This is a genomic window from Lysobacter alkalisoli, from assembly GCF_006547045.1.
GTDB classification, from domain to species: domain Bacteria; phylum Pseudomonadota; class Gammaproteobacteria; order Xanthomonadales; family Xanthomonadaceae; genus Marilutibacter; species Marilutibacter alkalisoli.
Map to the genome: position 1 here is coordinate 3,516,112 of NZ_CP041242.1, position 20,694 is coordinate 3,536,805.

Sequence of the window (20,694 nt, forward strand, 5' to 3'; positions counted from 1 at the left end):
GGCCCACTCTGACCTCTATTCTGAGAATTCATGAAAGCGCAAGGCAAGATCATGGGCGACAACATCCGAATCAAGCGGATGACCCATTTGGGCCATCCACCTGAACGAAGATATGGCATGCCTATCAGGGAGTTAATTACACTTCCCGGCAGCTCTCAGCAGATCGTTGCAATTTCCACTTGATTCAGAAGCTGACTGACTCGCCGCTCCTTTCTGGCTGCAGATGGCATCGGAGACAAGACGCCCGGTTACAGAAACCGTTCCCGTGACGTAGCACACATAGTTCTTCCCCGAGCTGGTCCGGACCTCATAATCCGTCCGCACACCGGAATCCACTCTGTTCGAAATAGTGAACTGATCTGGCGACAGCCCAAGTGAAGACGCTGTTCTTTGCGTAAGCGAATCTTCAGTCACAGCCATTGATGCACATCCGGCAAGCGCAAGGCAGACCGAAGAAAGGACGATGATCTTCATGTTGCTCATATACATTTTCCTTGTTTAGAGATGACGCTAGTCCATAAAGAATTGTCACACTAACGAATTGGGAGTGATGCGCCCCAAGCAGTTCATACTGAATGTATTCCCCCGATGCAAGCAGAGACAGCTCCGTCCGATTGCGCGATTACGTGCTGATCCCAAGCCTGCTGCGCGGCCGGAACGATCTGGCAGGTGAGGGGCTGGTCATCATCTGCATCAGCGGCTCGCGCATCTGACCGGTCAATACCCGGTAGCCCTGCACCATCACCCACAGCGTCAGCAATACCAGCGCGACAAACTGCACCAGCTGTATCACGCGGCCGATCACGCCATCGCCGAACATGCGAATGTCATGGGCCAGGCGGTCCAGCACGTAACGGACACCGCCTGGTTTCGAATGCTCGCTCACCTTGACTCTCCCCACCTGCATGGCGGCGAGGGGAGGTTTAAGGTGGATGGTGGCGTCCATGCCCGTCATGGATGGCCTCAGCGCGCCAGTCCGGCCTGCTCGGACTGCTGTGCCTGAAGCACTTCCTGTTCGCGCACCGGCTCCATGCGCTGGCGGTGCATGGCCACATCGCGGTCCCAGGCTTCGCGTGCAGCCGGGTCGAATTCACCTGCCAGCAGACGATCCAGGCGTGCCGTCGCTTCAGCTGCGGCACTCGGCCGCAGCGGCGGACCGCCCATGTCCGTGCGTGGCAGAGACTCCGGCCACTTGAGTGGACCGTCCGAATCGAACAGCCCCGAACCTTGTACGCCTTGGCCAGGCCGTGCTCGTGCCGCCTCCCGCGCTTCGCGCGACGCCTGCTCGCGTGCTTCACGCGCCGCAGGTTCGCCGGCCTCGACCGGTCCGCGCAGCCAATCGACGCCGTCCTGCAGCAAGCCGCCCGGGCCGCGGGCCCCGCGGGTGATGCCGCGGCGAATGCCTTCTACGTCACCGCGGTAGTCCTCGATCATCCGGCTGTGCTGGTCCGCCAAACGGCGGGCTTCCGGATTGCGCAGGATGGACACATCGGGCCGGCCTTCGCCGTCCACGTCCAGGAAATGGTGCATGTTGTGGCTGCCGAACGAGCGCATGGCCGCCGCTATCGGCATGTCCCCGACCAACGCATCCACGAATCGGTTGTCGTGGTAACCCGATTGATGCAGCCGGGTGACTTCCTCGGGCAGGGCGTAGTGGCGGACCTGGCCGTAATGCGGGCTGCCCGAGCTGACCACGTCGGTCGCCATGACATGGTTGAGCACCTTGTCTCCGCCTTCGGGGATGCGAAGGTTCAGGCTCACTGCGCCGTAGGCGTTGAAGGTCTCGCCGCGCAGGTCGAAGTGGTGGGCGGTGACCTGGGCCAACGTGCCGCCCAGTGAGTGACCGGTGACGGAGACTTCGGGGGCTTGGCCGTACTGCGCAACGAACTCCGGATTGTTTGCATATTCCTTTGCACGCCTGGTCAACGCGATAGCATCGTCAACCTGCAGGTTATTGCGCGTCAGCACCATGCCGGCATCGGCAGCGATGATGTCTTTCACGAAGTCACGGTCGGGCTCGGTGCCGCGATGCGCCACTACGATGGCACCGGAATCCACCTGCTGGTAGATCGTGCCTTGGTAGCCGGTGCGCGGGTTGTCAAGGTGATCGACGACCTTGTAGGTCACGCCGCCGATCTCGACTTCCTCTTTTGCACTTGCGAGCTGCGCCAGATTCCCGTCACGGTCGTAGCAGTGATCTGCCAGGTCGGCGTACTGTTGGCTGGTCGGTTTCATGGCCCTGCTTCCTCCATGGACAATGTGATGGTGAACAGATCCTCGTCACTCAAGGAGGACGCCATCTGCAAGCGATTCGGTTGACCGAATGCGATCGGTTCATCCAGCGTCGATTCTGGATGTCTTGGATAACTCGCTTTCAGGAAGTACTGCGGCTTCACCTCATCCGACCGGAGCTCTCTGCGCCCCAAGCTGGGAATAAATAGAGTTTCGCTCTTCGAACCCGTGGCCTTCAGTTGCACTTGTACCTGCACCAGCTTCCACTGGCACATCCCTCGACCATGGTAATCCTCGTCGATCATGCCGTCTGCGAACACGGTCGCCGTGTACTCGTCTTCGGCAACCTTCTGCAGATCGAACGGGATCGAACGGGTCGGTATCGGCGAGGTATGCCCGCCCGGATTATCCTTTGGGGGCGGCAAGCATTCCGGGTTGGTCACATCGAACTGCATGAAACCCTGTATCCAACCGAACCCCCCGGGCGCGTCGGCGATGCGCATCGTCAGCTGGTAGGTTTGCTGCGGATTGAGGTTCTCGCGGTACTCGGGCTTGGGTTTGTCGCTCATGGATGCACTGCACGCGGCCGTGGAAGACAGGAGAAGGACCGACAGCGCCGCTGCCCATCGGTTCCTGGACAACAAAACACCCACAGCGGCAAGCCGCTGCGGGTGTTGGAATTGTCTTTGCGGTTGACACATATCGCGTCCCATGCGCTTGGGTTGGTTCAAACTGGTACCGACTCGAATTTAGGCGAGAGGAATCAGCCGTTTACTGCTTAGTAGGACTACTCAATATTTGTGGAAGACTGGCTCAGTACAAGCGGAATAGTAGACACGGCAGTTTGCGTCGGCTCCTTCTTCTTGCTCGCAATACCTTACAGCCTCTTCCCCTGCAGATTTTTCGGTGCCTGCGCTCGCGCCAAATATCCTTTCCGCCCCTAGTGCCATTGCGCCACATTGATTGAAGTAGGTTGCTAGCACCTCACACGCGCCCCCCCCTTTCGATTTGCAATCGGCTAGTGCGCGGCTTTCAGCCTCTTCCTTGCTGCTCGCACCAACAGCTACTCCCAACACACCACCTACTGGTGAAGGCGCTAACGCCCCCCAAGTCGTCTCCCACCAGCCAGTCGGCTGTGGGGACTGTTGCTGCATTTGCTCCTGCTGCATTTGCCGTTGCTGGGCCATATAGCCCTGCCGGTTCTGCTCGGCCACATGATTCCGGTTCTGGATCCGCTGCTGGTGCTGGTGGTACTGGTTGTTGTTCATCTGGGCCTGATTATTGCCAGTCACCAGCAGAAAACCCAGTATCCACAACGCCTTGAGTTTCACGACACTATCCTCCTTCCACTAGCCGCGCCATAAGGTGTCGTCCTTCGGGGCGGCGGCGGTTGTGTTGTAGGCCCGCTCGGATGAGCCGTCTGATCTGCTCAGTATCTGTGGAAGACTGGTTCGGTGCAGGCGGAGTAGTAGACCTCACAATTTGTATCGCTAACTTGACACGCTTCAACCCCAATATCTTCTGCTATCTCTTTCGTTCTGGCCCTCGCGGTGCCTAAAAATTTATCGCCAACAATCAATACACCGCATTGATTGTCGTAGGTAATCAGAACTTGACACGCCCCCTCCCTTTGCTTTGCAGTCTGCCAGCGCAAGGCGCTCAGCTTCTTTCTCGCTTTTTGCACCAACCGCCGTACCTAGAACGCCGCCCACCGGCGAGGGTGCAATCGCCCCCCAAGTCGTCTCCCACCAGCCTGTCGGTTGCGGTGGCAGTGGCTGCTGCATCTGCTGCTGGCTGTTCATATAGCCTTGCCGGTTCTGCTCGGCTATATGGTTCTGGTTTTGGATCCGCTGCTGATGCTGGTGGTACTGGTTGTTGTTCATCTGCGCCTGGACATTGCCAGCCCCCAGCAATCCAAAGATCAACACCAATTGGAGTTTCATTACTCAGCCCTCCTTACCACTGTTCACTAGCCCCGCCTCGGAGTGTCGTCCGTCGGCGGTGGTGGCAGTGCATGTGTTGCAGGCCTACTTAATACCTGTGGAAGACTGGCTCAGTACAAGCGGAATAATAGACGCGGCAACTAGAGCCGTCACCGTTAGCAGCAGCGCAATCTTTCATGCCATCGGCTGTTGCCTCTTCAATTGATGCCGCACCATACATTCGGAAAGTATTTGCGCCTAGTACTGCAACAGCACACTGATTGTGGTAGGCGAAATTGCTCTCACACCCCCCCACCCTTGGCTTTACAATCACTAAGAGCAATCTGTTTCGCTTCTGATTCATTAGATGCGCCAAGGGCTGTTCCCAACGCCCCCCCTGTCTCCGAAGTTGCAATCGCACCCCAGGTTGTCTCCCACCAGCCAGTCGGCTGTGGGGACTGTTGCTGCATTTGCTCCTGCTGCATTTGCCGTTGCTGGGCCATATAGCCCTGCCGGTTCTGCTCGGCCACATGATTCCGGTTCTGGATCCGCTGCTGGTGCTGGTGGTACTGGTTGTTGTTCATCTGGGCATGAGCACTGCCTACCATCAGCAAACCCAAGATCAATATTGTCGGGAGTTTCATCACGCTACCTCCTTACCACCATCCGTTAGCCGCGCCGCGGGGTGTCGTCCTTCGGCGGTGGTGGCGGTGCTTGCGCTGTAGGCCCGCTCGCCTGAGTCCTCTAATCTGCTCAGTATCTGTGGAAGACTGGTTCAGTGCAGGCGGAATAGTAGACACTGCAGTTAGAGTCACCGCGATCTTCACACAACTTTATTCCGAACTCAGATGCTTTCGATACGGAGCCAGCGCCCACAATGTGATAGTTAGCTTGGCCGAGAACCATAGCTCCACATTGGTTGTGATAAGCAAACTCAACCTCGCACCCCCCCCCTCCTTTCGCCTTGCAATCCTCTAGCGCAAGCTGCTCAGCCTCTTCCTTGCTGCTCGCACCAACAGCTACTCCCAACACACCACCTACTGGTGAAGGCGCTAACGCCCCCCAAGTCGTCTCCCACCAGCCAGTCGGCTGTGGGGACTGTTGCTGCATTTGCTCCTGCTGCGTTTGCCGTTGCTGGGCCATATAGCCCTGCCGGTTCTGCTCGGCCACATGATTCTGGTTCTGGATCCGCTGCTGGTGCTGGTGGTACTGGTTGTTGTTCATCTGGGCCTGATTATTGCCAGTCACCAGCAGAAAACCCAGTATCCACAACGCCTTGAGTTTCACGACACTATCCTCCTTCCACTAGCCGCGCCGCGGTGTCGGGTCCTTCGGCGGCGGCGGCGGTTGTGTTGTAGGCCCGCTCGGATGAGCCGTCTGATCTGCTCAGTATCTGTGGAAGACTGGTTCGGTGCAGGCGGAGTAGTAGACCTCACAATTCGAATCATACTTTTCACAGTACTTGATCCCCGCTTCCGCAGCACTTTCAGGTGTACCGGCGCTAGAAGTGAAATGTTTATTGTCGCCAATGACCATCACGCCACACTGGTTGTAATAGGCGATTCCAACCTTGCACGCCCCCCCCCTTTGGCTTCACAGTCTTTCAATGCAAGACGTTCAGCCTCTTTCTTGCTTTTTGCACCAACTGCTGCGCCGACTACTCCTCCGACCGGTGAAGGCGCAATCGCCCCCCAAGTGGTCTCCCAATACCCGGTCGGCTGTGGCGGTTGCTGCATCTGCTGCTGGCTGTTCATATACCCTTGCCGGTGCTGCTCAGCCCTATGATTCTGGTTCTGGATCCGCTGCTGATTCTGGTGGTGCTGATTGTTGTTCATCTGAGCCTGGACGTTTCCGGTGAACAGCAAACCCAGGATCATCACTACTTGCAGTTTCATCACGCAACCCTCCTTACCACTGTCCACTTAGCCACGCAGCCGGGTGTCTTTCCATGGCGGCGGCGGTGCTTGTGTTCTAGGCCCGCCCGGCTGAGCTTTCGGTGAATGCGGCCCATCGGGTCATCCCCGATCATGAGGTGGCGCATCCCGTCGGATCGAGTCGCCCGATACGGGTTGGCCTGCCAAAGGTTGTTGTTGGTATGGGGCGGGCGGCGTTCGGAATTCGCCCGACGAAACTTGATCTCTACTGCCCGATGTATTGGCGGCACTCAACTGCTGCGGATACTCCCCACCCGGTCCACCACCCGAGTACGACCCGCGCTGCGGTTGACCTTGCGACAGGTGCGGGCCAATGGTCGCGTACGCCATGAACTGACCCAATGAGCCCTGGAAGAAGTTCGCCGCCATTGGCGGGACCGTCAGCAGCAGCATGGTCAGGATCAGGCCCATGCCACCGCTTTGTATCGCGCGACTGCCGTAACCGACCGCATCGCCGTTCAACAACAGCGTGCTGATCGCATTCGACGCCCACATGCCCATAGCGACGTCGGTCACCATCTTCAATGCGATCGAGGTCATCGCGCTCAGCACCGCAAGACTGAACCTGGCGAAGGTGCTAACGCTCCCCTCGTCTTTTCCCAATACCCCGTCGGTCGCGGAGGTTGCTGTGGCTGTTGCTGCGACTGCTGAGGTTGTGACTTCCAATAGCAAAACGGCGTGGGCGCCATCCCGGGCCCGCCCGGCTGTACTCCCGCCTGGACTTCATTGGGCCCAGGGCCGGCGCCGCAGACATGCGGGGACTGCGCTTGCGCCTGAACGACACCGCTCATACCCAGTAGACCAACTACCAACAGCACCTTGAGACTCATGGCACAACCCACCTTCCACTATCCACGCCGCGGGGTGTCGTCCGTTGGCGGTGGTGGCAGTGCATGTGTTGTAGGCCTACTTAATACCTGTGAAAGACTGGCTCAGTACAAGCGGAATAGTAGACACGGCAGCTAGTATCTTCTTTCTCGCACAACTCAATTCCATATTCCTCTGCGTCCCTGATACTTCCAGCACTTGCGGTTCTGTATATATTGTCACCAAGTATCATTACTGCACACTGGTTGTAATAAGCAAGACGCACCTCGCACGCCCCTCCCCCTTTTGCTTTACAGTCTTCCAACGCGGAGCGTTCAGCTTCTTCCTTGCTACTCGCACCAACGGCTGTTCCCAATACGCCGCCTACTGGCGAGGGTGCAATCGCGCCCCAAGTGGTTTCCCACCAACCAGTCGGCTCTGGCGGCTGCGGTGACTGTTGTTGCATTTGCTGCTGCTGAGTCATATAGCCCTGCCGATGCTGCTCGGCCATATGGCTGCGGTTCTGGATCTGCTGTTGATGTCGGTGGTATTGGTTGTTGTTCATCTGGGCATGAGCACTGCCTACCATCAGCAAACCCAAGATCAATATTGTCGGGAGTTTCATCACGCTACCTCCTTACCACTATCCGTTAGCCGCGCCGCGGGGTGTCGTCCTTCGGCGGTGGTGGCGGTGCTTGTGCTGTAGGCCCGCTCGCCTGAGTCGTGGGTGAATTCGAGGCATAGTGTCGATCCACCTGTGGACTGGAACCTGGCCCGCCACTGCGATCCACTGTACGCACCAGATCATCCTGCAGTGAAGAATAGCCGCCTGTGGCGGAGCCGGCCGAGTGGGTCGGGGTCGCGGCGTAAGCCCCACGGAAATCCCCTGCTTGCCTACTGCCATCATCCTGTGCGCGAGCATTCAAAGTTCCAGGCTGCTGCGGCGAGTACCCGCCCCCATATCCACCACCACCCGGGCCACCGCCCGAGTACGCCCCCATCTGCGGCTGACCCGTTTGCAGGTGCGGGCCCATCGTGGCGTACGCCATGAACTGACCCAGCGAGCCCTGGAAGAAGTTCGCCGCCATCGGTGGCACCGTCAGCAGCAGCATGGTCAGGATCAGGCCCATCCCGCCGCTCTGCATCGCGCGGCTGCCAAAACCGGCCGGCTCGCCGCCCAACAACAGCGTGTTGATCGCGTCAGACGCCCACATCCCGATCGCCACGTCCGTCACCATCTTCAGTGCGATCGACGTCATCGCGCTCAGCACCGCAAGACTGAACATCGTCCCGATTCCGTACAGCAGCCACCTCTGGAACAGACTCTTGGTCGAGTTGAACAGCAGGCACAGGATGAAGATCGGGCCCAGGCCGATGAACAGCGCCATCGCCACCTGGTACATCAGCAGCAGCGCGCCGGCCACCAGCGCCGGGCCGCCGGTGCCGGCCCCGATCATCATCGCCGCCCGCTCCTTCTCCCGCGACGCGTCCAGGTCGCCCCCGGTCTCCAGCACGTCCAGGCTCGACATCGCCGCCTGCATCCAGCCCAGGTTGCTGTCGATCTCGTCCTCCGGCGAGCCTTCCTCGCCGGTGATCACCCAGTGGATCCCATCCTTCATGTCCGTGGTCACGTAGCGCGTGATCGGCTCGTCGAAGCTCCCGAACGAGATCGCCGCCGTCACGATCAGCACCGCGCGCAGCGTGTTGACCGTCAACTGCATCATCGAATCGCGCATCTGCCCGGTCATGACCCGGTAGCCCTGCACAAACACCCACAGCGTCAGCAGCGCCAGCGCCACCAGCTGCACCATCTGCATCACACGGCCGATCACGCCATCGCGGAATACACCGATGTCGTGGGACAGGCGGTCCAGCACAAACTTGAAGAACACGAAGTCACCGACATCGTCGATGATCGCCTTCGGTTGCAGCCAGCTCCATAACTCCTGGCCGAACAGGCCGGAGAGTATTTCGAATCCCTGCAATGTCATTTTTACTGTTTCCATCACTGAAGCCCGCCCCCGGGTGACATGGCGGCACGCCTATCGTGCCCACGCCTTGCAGACATCAATCCCTGCATTTGCTGCCGCTTGTGCCGCACAGCGCCGTCTTCATCGTCGCCACGTTGACGATCTTCGACGGCAGGCCGGAATGGCCACGCATGGCCGCCCGTGTCAGGGTGCCCTGGGCGGATTCCAGCGCATTGATATATTTTTCGTAGGCCTGCATCAGCGCCTGGAATTCCTCATGGGACTGGGCCATCCCGGCCCCGACCTGGCTGAATTCCGCGCTATAGGTGGTCATGTCACCCTGTGTCTTGCCACTGCCGATGAAACGGTCGCCGGCCGCAATGAGGTCCGCCTTCATCTGCGGCATGGTTTTCTGTAGGTAGTCCACCGTATCGTTGAGCTGCCGGTTGCGCATCTGCTGAATCAACGCGCAGACCTCGTATCGCTGCTGCTGCACGTCGCCTCGCAGGTCGACCTGGAACATCCGGCCCAGCACGCCGGCGCTGCCGCCCCCGTAACGCGGACCACAGCGCTCCTCCACATATTCGTCATCTTCCACCTTCCTCATCGGGACCGCATCGGGCAAGTTGTACGAGGCGCGCACCTGGTTGGCCGAGGACAGGAAGCTGTTGTACTGCTGCATGAACTGCTGATACTCCTTCAACCACTGCCTTCCCTGCTCTCCCCAGCGAGTGGCCTCCTTGGTGAACTCGGCCAGTTGCGTTTTGACATGCAGCGTATCGTTCACTATCCACTGCGCGGCGGCATTGCCCGAGGCCAGCAGTCCCGCCATTGCCAGAGCCAGCAGGGCAAGCCGTTGTTTGACGATGGGCCGGCGGGTTTGGGTCATGTTGTTCATGGACGTGCTCCTGCTGGTTTTTTTGCGGTAACTGTTCGACCGTCTGTTGAAAGCCATCATGCGGCTGCCTCCTGGCGCGAACGGCCGCCGGTCTGCGTGTCGCCCTTGCCCGAGCCCTTGCGGTTGTCATAGAAGTCCTGCAGCCACTGCTCGGGCGTAAGTTCGTCCGCAGTGACGTGGTGGAAGCGCGCCTTGCGCTCCAGCACCTGGTGCAGGATGTCGATGTTGTCGGTGCTGGCGGAGATCACCGCCAGCGCGTCGTCCATGCCGCGCAGGTTGAGCTGGCATACGGTGGCGCCATGGCCCTGCTTGACCAGGAAGCAGCGGCTGCGCTCGTCGAGGCCCTTGATGACCTGGAACTCGGCCTCGGTCAGTTTCAGGCCGTCGATGTAGTCCTCGCGGCTGGCATTGGGATTGGGCAGCAGGATCATGGTCGCGGTCTGCTCGATCAGCGCCGCGGCGATGTCGCTCTTGAGCGCGTCCTCCGGGCTCTGGGTGGCGAAGATGCCCAGGCCGTTCTGCTTTCGGATGGTCTTCTGCTTGTTCTTGGCGAATTCCTTGAGCCCGCCCTCGCCGTCGAGGACCTTCCAGAACTCGTCCATGACGTAGATCAGGCGACGGCCGTCGATCAGTTCCTCGAGCCGGTGCAGCAGGTAGTTGATGACCGGTATCCGCACCTCGTGGTTGTCGATGATGTCGGTGTAGTCGAAGCCGATGATGTGGGCCTTGTGCAGGTCGATGACGTCGTTCGGATTGTCGAACACCCAGCCCAGGGAATTGCCGACGGTCCACTTGCGCAGGCGCGCGTAGAGCCCGTCGTCGCCCATGTTGGGCAGGCTCTTCTGGAAGTTGGTCATGGTCCGCAGATGCGGAGGGGTATCGAGGATGCTCTCGACAGCGCGGAAGATGTCCTCTTCCTCGCGGGCGGTGTATTCGCGCTTGCCGGCCAGCACCTTGATCAGGTCGGCCAGGAACTGGATGTTGGCCTCGGTGCGCTCGCACTGGAACGGGTTGAAGCCGGTCGGCGCGCCGTTCTCCAGCGCCAGGTAGTTGCCGCCGCAGGCGCGCACGAAGATCTCCGCGCCGCGGTCCTTGTCGAAGAAGAAGATGGTCGGCGACGGGTCCAGCTTCTGCACCTGGCTGAGCAGGAAGTTGATCAGCGCGGTCTTGCCGGTACCAGACTTGCCGATCACCATGGTGTTGGCGATCGCCTTCTCGCCGAACGATTTCTCCGCCGGGTGGGTGGCGTGGAAGTTGAAGTAGTACGGCTGACCGTTGGTCGCCTGTAGCGTGGTCACGCACGGCCCCCACGGATTGTGGTCCTTCTTGCCTGCGCTGAAGTTGTGCAGTGGGCTCAGGCCGAGGAAGTTGAGCGAGCTGAGGTTGGCAAGGCGCGTACGGTACTTCCAGTTGCCCGGCAGCTGCGAGTAGAACGAGGCGGTGATCGCCCAGTCTTCCTTGGCCGATACGAAGCCGGCATTGGACAGCTCGGCACGGGTGGTTGCGAGCTGCCGGCTGAGCGCCTCCTGGCTGTCGGCATAGATGGCGATGATGAAGTGGTACTCGCCGAGCACGAAGTTGCCCGATGCCAGCTGGTCCATCGCATGGTCGAGTTCGACGATCTGGCTGACCGCCTTGTCGCCGGAGGAGATCATCATGCCCTTGGTGCGGTCGAGCACGCTGAGCGCATCCTGCCGACCCATCGGGCTGAAGGAATGGGTGATGACATACTCGAAATCCAGGTACTTCAGGCCATTGAGAATGCCGGGATAGGTGCCCTCGGCATACTCCTTGAGATTGAGGATGGCGCCGAAGTGGTTCTTGCCGGTCGGTGTGGTGACCACGAAGTCGCCGGTCTTGACCGAGAACATGTGGCGGCTGACCGGCAGGTATTCCGGTATCGGCGCCGACAACGCCGGTACCGGCTCGTCGATGCGGTTGAGCAGGTAGCCGAACAGCTCCAGGGTTTCGGAGAACACCACGCCGTTCTCCGCCTCATACATGCCGAGGCGGCGCGGGGCGTATTCCTTGAGCACGGCTTCGACGTTGCCGGCCAGTTCCAGCACCTTGGCCACGGCCTGATCCTGTTCGGCCTTCAGGCGTTCCACGTCGCTGGTTTTCTCCATGAATGCTTTGCCACCAACGACAGGTCGGTAGATCATGGTCAGGTACAGCTCGTTGACCATGATCTTCTGCGACGACAGAGCCCTGTAGTACTCGTCCGACATGCGCTGGTTGAAGGCCTGGTCGAACGCGTCGTTGGATGTGATGCTCCGCCGGCGGCGTACGTCATGAACCCAGAACGCCACGTTGACGTAGTCGGGCGCACGCAGCGTCTGCAGCATGCGGTTGAACACATTGTGGCGGTGCTCGATCTCCCATTCGTCGCGGCCGACGAATGGCAGCCCGCCCAGACACCAGCTCAACAGGAAGTCTCCCCCGGTGGTCTTGACCACCGAAGGCGAGACATGGCTGGAGAGTGGAATGAATTCGCTGATGGGCGTGTCTGGATTGAACATCGTGCGTTATCTCGTCAACGTCCGCGGGTATCCGGCGTGGGGCGTGCACGGTAGGGATTGGGCGTGCACACCCACATGCCGCCATGCTCGCGGATGTTGCGCATGCGCGTGCGCATCTGCAGCCGCAGTCCCAGCAGACGGAAGACCATCTCGTCACGCCGGGCCATCTGGCGCATGACGAAGATCACCACCGGCAGCAGGAACAGCACCAGCAGATTGGTGTACATGGCCAGCAGCAGACACCCGCCCGCGCCGATGAAGAACGGCACGTAAGGCACGCCCAGGAACATCGCCGGGCGGGTGCAGCCGCGGAACAGTACGTTCTTCTGCATCAGGCGACGTACTGCAGCATCTGCTGAACGATCATCCCGGTACTGGTGGAAGTAGCGTCGCACTCACCATAGTTGTCGCCGAGGATCCAGCCTGCGAGCTGGCTGGCGCCACCGATCAGCAGACCGCCGATCAGGATCGGCGCGACGTCGCTCATGCGCTTGTGCGCGAAGGCAATCTGGTAGCCGGCGAACACGATGGCGATGGTGACCACCGCGATCGAAGCGATACTCAGCAGGCCGGTGATCTGGCCGAGAAAACCACAGGTCTGTCCCTCGAAATCGCGATCCTGGGCAAACGCCAGATCCGGCACCGCCACGCAGGCGACAAAGACCATGGCCATGAGTGCGGCAGATGCCGTCTGCCGGGTTTGGTGGGTCGTTGCATTCATTTTCATCTTCTAGCTCCTTCGTGGTGGATGACGGGGTGGTGCAATAGTCCAAAGGCCGGAACGACCCGGTTAGAAAACAAATGCCTCGTCCTTGCCTGTATTGGTGGAAGCAACATCTCGTGCGGGTGAAGGCGGGGACGAAGGCGGAACGGGTTGCGCAGCCATTCCATGGCCGCTGGTCGCAGTGCCAGCAGCCGGCGCGCCCATCAAGCGCACCATGACCGGCTCTGGCGAGGACTCGGCTGCCTGCTGTGGCAGCAAGGCAGCTTGCGATTGCGGACTTGCGGGAGTCTGGGCTCTGGCCATCGAAGCTGGCGCAGCGGCGACCGGCGCCACCTCGGTAGCCGCAACTGGGGCAATCAGCGATGCCGGAGCCGTAACCGATTCGGATTCAATTCGCCGCGCCAACAGGGAATCAGCGACCGCAGCGGTCGCCCGCGCAGGCCGTGGAGCCGAGGCATTTCCCTGGGTACCGGCCAGTGGTATCGCCTGTCCGCCGACGTCCGCCGCATTGCGCATAGACGCATACACCTTCTGCACGTAACCGTGCCGGAATCCGGTGGTGAAGTTCCCCGAGTAGTAGCAGCTGAAGGCCTTGCCCCAATCGCCATCCGCGCGGCCATGGCACTCGGCCAGGATGCGGGCACCCGCCTGCAGGTTCGGGCAGGTCTGGAAGGCGCGCTCATAGCTGGTGAGGCCGTACCTGGTCAGGTTGTAGCGATTGACCTGCGCCAGGCCAAGCGAGAAGTTGTAGCCCTTTTCCTCGAGCATGCGCGCCGTCGCGACGGCTTCGGCCAGGTTCTGTGGCTGCCGCACCAGGCGGCCGCCGACGACGCCAATCGCATAGGGATTGAAGGAAGACTCGACCTTTACGACGTGGCGCATTACCTCGACGGGTACCGCAAGGTCCACACACGCCATCATTTCCATACCTGGCAACACGCTACCCCCTCCTTGTGTTCCCTGTGCCTTGCATCCGGCACCTGGTTGCATCCGACCCGATTCCAATCCGGGCCACGCCATCTTTCACCGGTTCACGGGCGGCCGTCAATCTACCATACGCGGGAGTTGGGTACATCATGCCCGGCCTCCCGTATCCGCCATCGCCCGCCTGGGATCGAAATCTATGCCGGTGATGTAGCGGCGGCCAGCATGCGCCTTGATGTGCACAACGATGTCGATGGTCATCATCAGCAACCGTTTGATGACCGAGAACTCGAGTCCCGAACCTTCGTTCGATGCCTTGACCATAAGCGCCAGCTGGTCCCAGGTCTGCGCGATGCTGCCGGCATGGCAACTGGTGATAGAGCCCGGGTGGCCGGAGGCGCAGTTGCGGATGAAGTAGAACGACTCGTCTCCGCGCAACTCGGCGAGGATGATCCTGTCCGGCTTCATGCGCAGGCAGGCTTCCATGCAGGTCTTGGCAGTGACGTTGCTGGTGCTCTGCCCGCCCTTGGAGTAGAGCAGGTGGACGACGTTCGGCTGCGGGATGAACAGCTCGCGCGCATCCTCGATGGTGACAAGCCGTTCGCTGTGCGGGATGTGATTGACCAGCGATTTCATGAACGTGGTCTTGCCGCTGCCGGTCGCACCGGCGACCACCACGTTCTTGTGGTAGGCGACGGCCTTGCGGAAGAACTCGGCATAGTTCCGCTCTTCACGCAACTCAAGCAACTCGCGGTCGTGGTCGCTGATTTCTCCGTCCTGCTCGAGGATCTCGGCAAAGAAGCCATCCTTCTCGTACTGCTCGAGCGACTTGCTGAACTTCGCAGGCAGACGGATCGTGATGGAAGCCTTGCCCGGGTCGCAGGCCGGCGGAATCACGAATTGCGCGCGCTGACCGGTCGGGAAGGTCAACGACACCATCGGGTCTGCATCGGTGATGCGCTGGCCGGTGTTGCTCTCGTTGACGACCGCGGTGCAGAACTGGCGCGCGCGCTCGAAGGTCAGCGACGGCACCTCGACCTTCTGCCAGCCGGCACTGACGGTTTCCAGGTACAGCTCACCGGGCCGGTTGATGCAGATCTCGGTGACGTCCGCCGAACGCAGATACTCCCCGATCCCGAGCACCTGGTACTGGTACTCGAGAAAGTCGTTGGAGACCCTGGCGGTGGCGGAGCCGTCATCCATATCCATTGCCTGTTCAGCGCAGCACCGACGAGAAGTCGACGTCCTGGGCGACGTAAACGTTGACGACCTCGCCCTGGTTGATGGTCACGGTCGGCTGACGTGCCATGTTCCTTTCCAGCGCCATGTTCGCCATCCGCTCCATGGTGCGGGCGGTGTTGCTCTCATACGGGCTCTGCACCACGGTACCGTTGCTGATGTCCACCTGCTGGGGACCATGCTTGGCACCTACGTACTTGAATGCATCGCTGATCATGCTGATCAACAGTGCCGAGGAAATGCGCTGCGGCCAGTGAGCATCGTAGTGGCCTGGGTGCCCGGAACTGCCCAGGTCATCCACGCCCGGGCTGCTCATGTTGATGTCCAGGCCGTTCGGCGTGGTGATGCGATCCCAAACGACCGCCACCCGATTGCCACCGGTCGCGGCGGAACCATAGGTGCCCAGGACCTTGGAACCCTTGGGGAGCAGCAGGCGCCGGCCATTAATCGAATACACCGGCTCGGTCACCACGCAGGAGGTGAACCCGGGCACATCCGTAATCACCCGTGTTTCAAGCACGCAGCGGATATAGGTACCGCGCACCATCAATGTGTCGGGCTTGTAGAGCGGTCGCGCACTGGCCAGGCTTGCCCGCATCTGGGTAGCGGAATCCGCTCCCACGCCTTCCAGCGAGGGCATTTCCGGCGGTGTGGTGGTGGCGTCGCTGACGGGACTATCAGAGCGCCCAATGCGGCGCTCCAGAAGTGAAGGCCCGCTAGGTGCGGCCGGCTGCGCGGGGGGCAGCGGTGGCAATTCCGACGGCATCGGAACCTGCGCCAAGGGCAGTGGCTCTGCGAACTCGGGCGCACGCTCGGGCGGAAGTTGCGGCAACATCACGTCCGTGGGCGCATCCGGGATTACGACCCGCTCCTCGCGCTGGGGCGGGGCGCGCTTGGCGTCATCGCCTGAGAACATACCGCGGGCCAGCCAGATCGCAGTCAGCAGCAGCAGAGCGACGATGCCCGCCAGATACATCAGCGCCTTGCGATTCAGGCGTTGGGCCTCGTCGGCCCTGAGCACAGGCGCTTCGGCATCGAGATCCGGTGCACCGCCACCCTGCCAGTTGGCGGAATAGGGATTTTCCTGCGAATCCTGGGCCTGGCCGGGGGGATTGTTGGGCGTGTTCTGGCTCACTGTTGCTGCCTCCTGCGCAGGCCGACGACGTTCTTGCCGTGACGGATCACCAGATAGGGATAGGTGCCGTGGACAATGATGGTGTTGCCTTCGACGGTACTGTTGACGATGAAGTCACCACTGTGCTCGCGCTCGCGACCGAGGATGACCGGGAAGTTGCCGGTGGGCATGTCGGCAAGGTCGGTCATCTTGATGTAGGTGAAGCGGCCGTCGTCATAGACCGTCGTCGGCACCAACCACTTCGGCGCCCGCCTGGGGGCCGAGAACTCGTAGTTGAAGTGGTAGCCGCGGTCGGGATGGATGCTGGTACTGAGTTCGGTATTCGGCTCCTCGGCCACGGCCATGGCCTCGGCAAACTCGGTGCCATGCGGATAGACGAACTTGATCTTATATTGGACGCCGGCAGACTTGGCCTGGGCAAGCGTGCGCCAGTCGGTGGCGACGACTCTGAGCTCGAAAATGTACGAATTCGTGGCCGTGCGCACCATCATGTTGGTGTCCACATCGACATTCTTCGGCCGAATGTAGAACACGTTCCCGCGCCGGTTCAGATCCCAACCACTGCTGAAACCAGTACTGTAGTCCTTGATTTCCTCATGCGGACTCAGCTCGATCTGGGTGGTGATACCCAGTCCCGTACGCACCTGATAGATGCGGTCAGGCTCGTATTCGTATTCTTCGACAGCCTGTGCCTGGACGGACACGGAGGCGCAGACAAGGGCCAGAAAGAGGCCGAAGCGCGAAAGCAGCTCGCTCAAATGACTCATTGAGTGTTGACTCCATTGGCGGGGGCAGCCGCATCGGGATTGGCAGGAATTTGGCCTTCCTCGGGGGCAAAATCCGGAGGTGGGACAGTGTCAGGCACCACTCCGATGCTCCCCTCGGTGCCTGCGGCGACAGGCGGCGCCGATTGCGACGGTCTTTGCATCAACTCCGCCGGCGACGGGAATGCAGGCTCCGGTGGCAGGGCTTCGGCAAAATCGTTCTCGACCCGATAGTTCGTCACCTGGAATCCGAGCGGATTCAGCAGGCGATCCCGCTCACCGAGCTTGAGATTGGGCCTGTAGGTGAACTCGAGCGTGGCGATCTTGCCGCTGTTGTCCAGTGACGTGAAACGGCCGGTGGTCTTGTCATACAGGCTGCGCTGGAAGCGCACCGTCGCCCCCGTGTACGGCTGCCCGCCACCTCCGCCCAGCAGGTGGATGCTCACGATCCTGACATGAACTGACTTGGTCGCGCCATAGAGGGTTGCGGGGCGATTGGGATTGTTTGCCGCATAAACCGCCTTGTATGCAGGCGCGACTCGCTCGCCGGCCATCGAGAACACCGTGTACCAGTTCTGGTTGCCGACCAGACCCGAGTCATAGGACTCGCGGGCGAGCACGAACCGGGCCACGTTGCTCTTGTTGATCGCTTCCTGGGTGGTGATGCTGTTGTTGCCGAAGTTGCCCTGCAACCGGGCCACCGTGGCAGTGCCCGTATATGGATCAGCCATGACCAGGTATGGCACTTTCTCCTTGAGCGGCAGGAACACGAAATAGCCGCTCGCCAGGATCAGCGACATCACGATTGCGCACCAGGCGACCAGCCAGGCGCGGCGCTGGCTGCGACGGGCCAGGTCGGCCACCGTCAGCTCATAGTTGACCGCTTTGGCGACAGCCTGATCAACCTGCGGCGAGGATGTCTTCTTTCCGAACATGAAAGTGCCCGCCCGGTCAGTCTTCGAGCTCGGCCGACGCGGCCGTAGCGGCGCGAACGACGATCTGGCTGCCGTCCGCAGTGATCGAGACGCCCTGCTGCGCATATGCATCCGTCAGCGCCGAGACCGCGGCCTGGAGGTTGGTGGTGTGGATATCCGCCACCGGTGCATACAGGGTGTAATCGTTCGAGTGCAGGTACGAAAGACTCATCCGGCTGTCGCGCGCCCAGCGGCTCAGCATGTTCTTGAGCGTGCCGTCCGCAGGCGATGCCTGGAACAGATAAGCCTGCTGGAGCGGAATCACCTCCGGCGCTGCGGCAAAGTGATTCACGGGCTTCCAGCGTCCGCGGACGCCCGGCGCCTCGGGAGCTGCACATCCGACTGTGAGGATCGCAGGCGCCAGCACCAGCGCAATGAAAAGGCGATGGACTACTGAATGGTTCACGGCTTCACCCTGTGGAGGAATTGCAGACATGCGCTTTCCGCACGCCCATGCAGGCATGCGGGAGCAAAAACAGGCAGAGACAGGCATGCCCCGGACGAAGTCTGCCCGGGACGCATGACATTGATGATGTTGGACGTTGCAGCAGGTGAAACCCGCTGCCGTACCGATTGTGTGTCGAAGGGCGATACGCTACGACGTATAGCCCACTCCGTGGCTCTCATGTCCTTAAACCTCGCCCCCTGTCGTTCCGCTCCTGAAACACGTACCCGGATTGGCAGCCCCAAGCTTGGACCTGCCCCCCCGGAGCCCAGCTTATAGCGGGCCTTTTTTAAAGGTACCTGTGTCTGCAATGGGTCGTCAAGCGGGATCCGGATCCGTATGCTGCTCATCTACTAGTGCCGGGCGCGGACACCCGCCCGGCACATGCCCATTGACTTCATATGTCATATTCTTCGGATCGGATCAAGACAGATTTGTGACACGAGGCACGGAAGCACGTCATGCGATGGATGCTGTTGAGCCTGATTCTGGCGGCGATGACTCAGGCGGCAATGCCGGCTCGGGCAATGGACATGGAACCGATAGCGGTCCGTTCGGCGATCGGCGAGCCGCTGTTGGCCGAAATTCCGATCAAGGCCTCGCCTGAAGAGCTGCGGTCATTACGTGCGGAACTGGCGCCACCGGTCGTGTTTGCACGCGTCGGCCTGTCGCGGCCACGTGGGGCGGTGGCCGACCTGCGATTCTCGATCCGGGATACGGGCGGACAACCCGCAATTCGCATCACCACCGTCAACCCGGTGAGCGAGGAATTCTTCACGTTCCTGATCCAGCTCGACTGGGATGCGGGCCGGATGATCCGGGAGTTCTCCATCGCGTTGCGCGAGCCGACCTCGATGCCGGCAACGGCTCTGCCGGTGATCGAACTACCCGGAGTGTCCGAGCCACCATTGTCGAAACCGGTCGAGCTGCCGTCGGTCGAGCTGTCGTTCGTCGAGCCACCTCTGGAGCCCCCGCCGCTGGCCGCCCCCATCGCCGTGGTCGCAACCCGGCCGATAGCCGCTCCGGCATCGCCGGCAGCAGCAGATCCGCCCGCGGCTCCGATTCCGCTGCAGACCCGGCCCCCGCCGGCCGCGGCTCCACCAGCCGTTGCTGCCCCACCATCCCTCGCTGCTTCGCCGACGCCCACCGCCTCCCCCGCCCCTCAGCCGGAGGCGCCGCCGGAACGGACTGCATCCGCAACGCCCTCAAACCCCAGCCAGACGAACAGCCCCCGCACTTCTCTCCCAGCTCCCGCACCCCGACCTGTCCAGCCACTTCCGGGCGGGGCTCAGCACGGGCCGGTAAAGTCTGGCGAGACCCTGACGCGGATCGCTGCACGGATCGACGGCGCCGGTGCGATGCACGAACAGGCACTGGCGGCTTTGTTGCTGGCCAATCCGGAAGCCTTCATCGACGGCAACATCAATCGCCTCATGCAGGGCGCGACCCTGCAGTTGCCGGCACACGCCACACTGGCCTCCATCGATCCCGGGCACGCACGCGACCTGGTGCGCCTGCAGATCCGCGAGTGGCAGGAAGGCCCGGGGTCGGTGCCTCCGGCCGAGATGGCCGCTGCTCTGGCCGCGGTCAGAACCGGCATGCAGCAGGCCACTGAAACCACGCCCGTGTCTCTGGCGCTGCCGCGTCTGGAAATCGCACCACCGGAACGCGAGCTGTCGTCCGAACCCGATATCAAACCGGACATCACTGGTATCGGATCAGCGGGAGCGACGACACTGCATCGCGAGACGCTGGCCAGTCGTGATGCGGAGATCGAATACCTGAAGCAACGCGTTACGGAATTGGAGGGTTCTCATGATGAGCTGCAACAGGTCATCACCCTTCAAGACAATGCGTTGGCCACCGCGCAGGAGCGTCTCACGCAAGCAGAAGGGGACGGCTGGATTTCAGTCCGTTCGTCTTGGCTCTGGTCGGGGCTGGCGGGGCTGCTGTTTCTGGGCGGATTGGCCGGACTGTGGCTGCGCCGCAAACGAGGCCGTAACGCCAGCATCGAAACCGCAGCGCCCCGCCGCTCCCGCTGGCATCGCGCTTGACTCACGTGCAAGGGTGATAACCAACCGATGGAAGTGATGCGCTATCCCACCACCGACCCGGCCGCAGACGGATACCACTGGCGGATGATACGGTCGGCTAGCGTGTCACTGGCGGCATGCGGCCCGCATGCATCCAGTTACGCGAAACACCCC

Annotated in this window: 20 protein-coding genes and 2 pseudogenes; 1 reads left to right on the forward strand and 21 read right to left on the reverse strand. The window is 61.1% G+C overall.

Translation table 11 applies throughout. From position 1 onward, the window contains the following. Window positions 1–622: 622 nt before the first annotated feature. The 21 genes and pseudogenes from FKV23_RS15525 to FKV23_RS15635 form a co-directional block, all read right to left on the reverse strand. Window positions 623–946: a hypothetical protein gene (locus FKV23_RS15525; RefSeq protein WP_141624673.1), complete on the reverse strand. Its 324-nt coding sequence runs from the start codon at window positions 944–946 to the stop codon at window positions 623–625. A 17-nt stretch (window positions 947–963) separates the two neighbouring features. Then, the gene (locus tag FKV23_RS15530; protein ID WP_208543188.1) at window positions 964–2,235 is read right to left on the reverse strand and encodes a lipase family protein; all 1,272 of its coding nucleotides are present in this window, start codon (window positions 2,233–2,235) and stop codon (window positions 964–966) included. After that, window positions 2,232–2,801, reverse strand: a complete 570-nt coding sequence (locus FKV23_RS15535) for a hypothetical protein (protein WP_141624674.1) — start codon at window positions 2,799–2,801, stop codon at window positions 2,232–2,234. The genes FKV23_RS15530 and FKV23_RS15535 overlap by 4 nt, the downstream gene beginning before the upstream one ends. 222 nt (window positions 2,802–3,023) lie before the next feature. Then, entirely contained in the window at window positions 3,024–3,563 is a 540-nt protein-coding gene (locus FKV23_RS15540) for a DUF4189 domain-containing protein (RefSeq protein WP_141624675.1), read from the reverse strand. Window positions 3,564–3,661: 98 nt separating this feature from the next. Then, window positions 3,662–4,175: pseudogene (locus FKV23_RS17600) on the reverse strand (DUF4189 domain-containing protein). A gap of 281 nt (window positions 4,176–4,456) precedes the next feature. Beyond that, window positions 4,457–4,798: a DUF4189 domain-containing protein gene (locus FKV23_RS15555; RefSeq protein ID WP_141624678.1), complete on the reverse strand. Its 342-nt coding sequence runs from the start codon at window positions 4,796–4,798 to the stop codon at window positions 4,457–4,459. A gap of 109 nt (window positions 4,799–4,907) precedes the next feature. Beyond that, window positions 4,908–5,441 carry a DUF4189 domain-containing protein gene (locus FKV23_RS15560; protein WP_141624679.1) on the reverse strand — a complete coding sequence of 178 codons (534 nt, stop codon included), beginning with the start codon at window positions 5,439–5,441 and terminating at the stop codon, window positions 4,908–4,910. 99 nt (window positions 5,442–5,540) lie between these two features. Continuing rightward, window positions 5,541–6,049: pseudogene (locus tag FKV23_RS15570) on the reverse strand (DUF4189 domain-containing protein). A gap of 120 nt (window positions 6,050–6,169) precedes the next feature. Next, the gene (locus FKV23_RS15575; protein ID WP_141624681.1) at window positions 6,170–6,628 is read right to left on the reverse strand and encodes a hypothetical protein; all 459 of its coding nucleotides are present in this window, start codon (window positions 6,626–6,628) and stop codon (window positions 6,170–6,172) included. 370 nt (window positions 6,629–6,998) lie between these two features. Continuing rightward, window positions 6,999–7,520 (reverse strand): DUF4189 domain-containing protein, encoded by a 522-nt coding sequence (locus FKV23_RS15580; protein WP_141624682.1) that lies wholly within the window; start codon window positions 7,518–7,520, stop codon window positions 6,999–7,001. Window positions 7,521–7,545: 25 nt separating this feature from the next. Beyond that, window positions 7,546–8,886 carry a type IV secretion system protein gene (locus FKV23_RS15585; protein WP_167285316.1) on the reverse strand — a complete coding sequence of 447 codons (1,341 nt, stop codon included), beginning with the start codon at window positions 8,884–8,886 and terminating at the stop codon, window positions 7,546–7,548. A gap of 76 nt (window positions 8,887–8,962) precedes the next feature. Beyond that, entirely contained in the window at window positions 8,963–9,763 is an 801-nt protein-coding gene (locus FKV23_RS15590) for a hypothetical protein (protein WP_141624684.1), read from the reverse strand. A gap of 56 nt (window positions 9,764–9,819) precedes the next feature. After that, window positions 9,820–12,282 carry a VirB4 family type IV secretion/conjugal transfer ATPase gene (locus tag FKV23_RS15595; RefSeq protein WP_141624685.1) on the reverse strand — a complete coding sequence of 821 codons (2,463 nt, stop codon included), beginning with the start codon at window positions 12,280–12,282 and terminating at the stop codon, window positions 9,820–9,822. Window positions 12,283–12,296: 14 nt separating this feature from the next. Beyond that, window positions 12,297–12,614 carry a type IV secretion system protein VirB3 gene (locus tag FKV23_RS15600; protein WP_141624686.1) on the reverse strand — a complete coding sequence of 106 codons (318 nt, stop codon included), beginning with the start codon at window positions 12,612–12,614 and terminating at the stop codon, window positions 12,297–12,299. Then, entirely contained in the window at window positions 12,614–13,009 is a 396-nt protein-coding gene (locus FKV23_RS15605) for a TrbC/VirB2 family protein (RefSeq protein WP_141624687.1), read from the reverse strand. Before FKV23_RS15605 ends, FKV23_RS15600 begins: the two co-directional genes overlap by 1 nt. Window positions 13,010–13,072: 63 nt before the next feature. Further along, window positions 13,073–13,933 carry a lytic transglycosylase domain-containing protein gene (locus FKV23_RS17720; RefSeq protein WP_141624688.1) on the reverse strand — a complete coding sequence of 287 codons (861 nt, stop codon included), beginning with the start codon at window positions 13,931–13,933 and terminating at the stop codon, window positions 13,073–13,075. Window positions 13,934–14,080: 147 nt separating this feature from the next. Next, on the reverse strand, window positions 14,081–15,139 hold the full coding sequence (gene virB11, locus FKV23_RS15615; protein WP_141624689.1) for a P-type DNA transfer ATPase VirB11: 1,059 nt from the start codon (window positions 15,137–15,139) through the stop codon (window positions 14,081–14,083). A 7-nt stretch (window positions 15,140–15,146) separates the two neighbouring features. Then, the gene (locus FKV23_RS15620) at window positions 15,147–16,304 is read right to left on the reverse strand and encodes a TrbI/VirB10 family protein (protein WP_141624690.1); all 1,158 of its coding nucleotides are present in this window, start codon (window positions 16,302–16,304) and stop codon (window positions 15,147–15,149) included. Then, window positions 16,301–17,071 (reverse strand): TrbG/VirB9 family P-type conjugative transfer protein, encoded by a 771-nt coding sequence (locus FKV23_RS15625; protein WP_141624691.1) that lies wholly within the window; start codon window positions 17,069–17,071, stop codon window positions 16,301–16,303. The genes FKV23_RS15620 and FKV23_RS15625 overlap by 4 nt, the downstream gene beginning before the upstream one ends. After that, on the reverse strand, window positions 17,068–18,003 hold the full coding sequence (locus FKV23_RS15630; protein ID WP_141624692.1) for a virB8 family protein: 936 nt from the start codon (window positions 18,001–18,003) through the stop codon (window positions 17,068–17,070). The genes FKV23_RS15625 and FKV23_RS15630 overlap by 4 nt, the downstream gene beginning before the upstream one ends. A 16-nt stretch (window positions 18,004–18,019) precedes the next feature. Further along, window positions 18,020–18,334, reverse strand: coding sequence for a TcpQ domain-containing protein (locus FKV23_RS15635; protein WP_244244030.1), 315 nt, complete (start codon window positions 18,332–18,334; stop codon window positions 18,020–18,022). 614 nt (window positions 18,335–18,948) lie between these two features. On the opposite strand from FKV23_RS15635, the gene FKV23_RS15640 reads away from it, so the two are divergent. Further along, complete coding sequence (locus FKV23_RS15640) at window positions 18,949–20,541, forward strand: type IV pilus assembly protein FimV (protein WP_141624694.1); 1,593 nt, start codon at window positions 18,949–18,951, stop codon at window positions 20,539–20,541. Window positions 20,542–20,694: the final 153 nt, after the last annotated feature.